Source organism: Methylobacterium sp. WL103 (assembly GCF_008039885.1).
In the GTDB taxonomy this organism is placed as follows: domain Bacteria; phylum Pseudomonadota; class Alphaproteobacteria; order Rhizobiales; family Beijerinckiaceae; genus Methylobacterium; species Methylobacterium cerastii.
Map to the genome: position 1 here is coordinate 1 of NZ_VRUX01000396.1, position 4,039 is coordinate 4,039.

Here is a 4,039-nt window from a genome sequence, read left to right on the forward strand (position 1 = left end):
GCCGAGAAGCGGGCGACGGCCTCGGGGTTCACGTCGCAGGCCGCGACCGTGAAGCCGGCGCGCAGCAGCGAGGCCGCCATGCCGAAGCCCATCGAGCCGAGCCCGATCACAGCGGCGTGGCGGGCGGAGGAGGTTGCTGTCATCGCGGATGTCCGGTTGGGGCCTTGGGCGGCGGGTGCCGGGGTCTAGCGGTTCACCAGGCCCTTGGGCGTCACGAAGGTCGCGATCGAACCGAGCACCAGCATCGCGGCGAGGGCGTACATGCCGGTGGCGGTGTTGCCGCTGTAGTCCTTCAGGGCGCCGATCACGTAGGGGCTGGCGAAGCCCGCGAGGTTGCCGACCGAGTTGATCAGCGCGATGCCGGCGGCGGCGCCCGCACCCGAGAGGAAGGCGGTGGGCAGCGACCAGAACAGCGGCGCGCAGGTGAGCACCCCGCCGGCCGCCACCGAGAGCGCCATGATCGCGATCGTGGTGCTGCCGGCGGTGGCCGCGACGACGAAGCCGACGGCGCCGCAGAGCGCCGGCACGATCAAGTGCCAGCGCCGCTCGCGCATCCGGTCGGCGCTGCGTCCGAGCAGGATCATCACGAACACCGCGAACAGGAACGGGATCGCGCTGATGAGGCCGATGTTGAGGTTGCCCTGCACGCCGGTGGATTTCACCAGGGTCGGCATCCAGAAGGTCAGGCCGTACTGGCCGGTGACGAAGCAGAAGTAGATGAAGCTCATGAACCAGACGCGGCCGTTCTTGAACACGGTCGCGATCGAGTGCGGGCTCGTCTCCTTGCCGACGTTGTCGGCGGCGATGTCGCGCTCGATCACCGCCTTCTCGGCGTCGTTCAGCCACTTGGCCTCGGAGGCGCGGTTGTCGAGGTAGAAGAACACCGCGACGCCGACCAGCACCGCCGGCACCGCCTCGATCACGAACATCCACTGCCAGCCGGCCAGGCCGTGCGCGCCGTTGAACGCGTCCATGATCCAGCCCGAAAGCGGGTTGCCGAAGATGCCCGAGACGGGGATCGCCGCCATGAACACGGCGATGACCTTGGCGCGGCGATGGGCCGGGAACCAGGCCGTCGTGTAGAGGATCACGCCCGGGTAGAAGCCGGCCTCGGCGAGCCCGAGCAGGAAGCGCATGATGTAGAAGGTGGTCGCCGAGTTCACGAACAGGAACGCGCCCGAGATGATCCCCCAGGTGACCATGATCCGGGCGATCCAGATCCGTGCGCCGACCTTGTGGAGGATCACGTTCGAGGGCACCTCGAACAGGAAGTATCCGATGAAGAACACGCCCGCGCCGAAGCCGTAGACCGTCTCGCTGAAGCCGAGGTCCTGGGACATCTGCAGCTTGGCGAAGCCGACGTTCACCCGGTCGAGGTAGGCGACGACGTAGCAAAGCATCAGGAACGGCACGAGGCGCCAGAACACCTTCGTATAGGTCTGCTCGACCAAGTCCTTCGACGGCACGGCGCTGCCCGGCAGCACGGCGGCTGGTGAACTCATGGCGTCCTCCAAGGCCGACGTCTTGGCGCGTCGGCGTCATGATTGATTCTGCGCCGTGATGCGGCGCTTGGATTCTGCCTAAAGTATTTTGGCAGCGCTGCCAATCGAGTTGCGGGTGACAGCGATGCTCGATATGTCGCTTCTGATCTCGCCGCGCGAAGGGCCACCATGAACCTGCATCGGCGCCTCGTGACGCTGGCGGACGTCGCCCGGGAATCGGGGTTCGGCGAGAGCACCGTCTCGCGGGTGCTGCGCAACCAGGGCTCGTTCTCCAAGCGCACCGCCGACCGCGTGGCCGAGGCGGTGGCCAAGCTCGGCTACGTGCCGAACCGCCTGGCCGGGTCGCTGGCCGGCAACGCGGCGTCGGCCGGCTCGCAGCTCGTCGGCATCGTGATCCCGTCACTCGCCAACATCGTCTTCCCCGACCTGCTGCGCGGGCTGACGGGGGCGCTCGACCGCACCGGCTTCCAGAGCGTGATCGGCGTCTCCGACTACGATCCCGACCGCGAGGAGGCGCTGGTCGCCGCCCTGCTGTCGTGGCGCCCGGCCGGGCTCGTCCTCACCGGTCTGGAGCATAATCCCGACACCGTGGCGCTGCTGCGCGCCGCCGGCATACGCGTCGTCGAGATGATCGACACGGACGGGCCGGGCCTCGACCTCGTCGTCGGCTTCTCCAACCGGGCGGTCGGCGAGGCCAGCGCCGCGCACCTGCTGGCGCGGGGCTACCGCCGCATCGGCTATGTCGGCCACGACATCTTTCGCGACCTCCGGGCGGGCAAGCGGCTCGCGGGGTTCGAGGCGGCCCTGCAAGGCACGGGGCACGGGCTGATCGACCGCGAGATCGTGGCCGAACCGTCCTCCGCTACGGCGGGGCGGGCGGCGCTCGACCGGCTGCTCGACCGCACGCCGGACCTCGACGCCGTGTACTTCTCCAACGACGACATGGCGCTCGGCGGCTACTTCTGCTGCCTGGCGCGCGGGTGGTCGATCCCGCACCGGCTCGCGCTGTTCGGCTACAACGGCCTCGACATCACCGCGGCGATGCCGCAGCCGCTCTCGACGATCCGCACGCCCCGGCTGCGGATCGGCGAAATCGCCGCCGAGCGTCTGGCGGCGGGCGGACCGGCCGAGACGATCGACCTCGGCTTCGCGCTGGTCGCGGGCGCGACCGCATGAGGGATCGGGCATGAGGGATCGGGCATGAGCGAGTCGAAGCAGCGCGAGGACATCTGCCGCCACGGGCGCTCGCTGTTCGAGCGCGGCCTGACGCCCGGCTCCTCGGGCAACATCTCCCTGCGCCTGCCCGACGGCGGCTGGCTGGTGACGCCGACCAACGCCTCGCTCGGCTTCCTCGACCCGGCCCGGATCTCGCGCCTCGACGCCGCGGGTCGGGTGGTCTCCGGCGACAAGCCGACCAAGGAGATCCCGCTGCACACCGCGCTCTACGAGAGCCGCGCCGAGGCTCGCGCCATCGTCCACCTGCACTCGACCCACGCGGTGGCGGTGTCGATGCTGCCCGAGATCGACCCGAAGGCGGTGCTGCCGCCGCTGACGCCGTACTACCTGATGCGCACCGGCGGCACGGCCCTCGTGCCGTACTACCGCCCCGGCGATCCCGCGGTGGCCGATGCGATCCGGGGTCTGGCGGGGAAGTACGCCTCCGTGCTGCTCGCCAACCACGGCCCGGTGGTGGCCGGCGAGAGCCTGGAGGCCGCCGTCTTCGCCACCGAGGAGCTGGAGGAGACGGCCAAGCTCTACCTGCTCCTGCGTAACCTCAACCCGCGCCAGCTCAGCCCGGCCCAGGTCGCCGACCTGGTCTCGCATTTCGGGCTGACGCTGCCGGAGCATGATGGGCACGCGCACGGCTGTTCATGATCTTCACGCCATCCCCGTCATTCCGGGGCCGCGCAGCGGAGCCCGGAATGACGGGGTGGTGTTTCAAAGCCCCGTCCAGCCCGCAAGCGTCGGATAGAGGTCCGACCATTCGGGATTGAAGTCCTCGATGAGTCGGACCTTTCAGTCGCGACACCACTTCTTGAGCGCCTCCTCGCGGTCGATCGCGTCGACGATCCGATCGTAGAGTTCGTACCAAACGAGGCGATTCACGTCGTAGGTCGCAGTGAACCTGCGATATCTCTTCGCCCTGTGCTCATGAACACGACGAGCAAGGTCGTTTGTCACGCCGAGGTAGAGGGTGCCATGCCGACGGCTGGCAAGCAGGTATACGGCACTCGGCATGTCCGACGACGGTATCGGTTTCGATGCTCAAGAGCAGTATCGCGCACATCTCAATCCTTCGAGAGCATCCCGCGCCCGATGGAGAACACCCGCCCGTCGCCCAGCAAGTGTGCGGTGAAGTCCTTGGAAAACAGCGGCTCAAACGCCGCGTCGCGGACGTTGAGGCCCCCGGCGTAGGCGCCGAAGGCCGGCATCACCAGGCGGGTTCCGTCGGTGACGAAGCAGCGGCGGCGCACCGCCCGGCCGCGCATCGCGACCTTGCCGCAGGGATGCAGGTGGCCGGCGACCTCGCCGGGCGC

At 68.8% G+C, this 4,039-nt stretch carries 4 protein-coding genes and 2 pseudogenes; 2 read left to right on the forward strand and 4 right to left on the reverse strand.

The window, feature by feature from the left end; genetic code table 11:
- On the reverse strand, nt 1-143 hold a 143-nt coding region (locus tag FV222_RS19185; protein ID WP_246685546.1), incomplete at its 3' end, for an NAD(P)-binding domain-containing protein.
- Nucleotides 144-185: 42 nt separating this feature from the next.
- Nucleotides 186-1,502 (reverse strand): MFS transporter, encoded by a 1,317-nt coding sequence (locus FV222_RS19190; protein WP_147754050.1) that lies wholly within the window; start codon nt 1,500-1,502, stop codon nt 186-188.
- 168 nt (nt 1,503-1,670) lie between these two features.
- Here FV222_RS19190 and FV222_RS19195 point away from each other — a divergent pair, with 168 nt between their 5' ends.
- Both FV222_RS19195 and FV222_RS19200 read left to right on the forward strand, forming a co-directional pair.
- Nucleotides 1,671-2,678: a LacI family DNA-binding transcriptional regulator gene (locus FV222_RS19195; protein ID WP_147815412.1), complete on the forward strand. Its 1,008-nt coding sequence runs from the start codon at nt 1,671-1,673 to the stop codon at nt 2,676-2,678.
- Between the two features lie 24 nt (nt 2,679-2,702).
- Entirely contained in the window at nt 2,703-3,377 is a 675-nt protein-coding gene (locus FV222_RS19200) for an aldolase (RefSeq protein WP_147764346.1), read from the forward strand.
- A gap of 63 nt (nt 3,378-3,440) precedes the next feature.
- Here FV222_RS19200 and FV222_RS19205 read toward each other — a convergent pair.
- Nucleotides 3,441-3,740, reverse strand: a pseudogene (locus FV222_RS19205) (GIY-YIG nuclease family protein).
- Between the two features lie 50 nt (nt 3,741-3,790).
- Nucleotides 3,791-4,039 (reverse strand): annotated as a pseudogene (locus FV222_RS19210) (phosphoesterase); the annotation flags it as partial.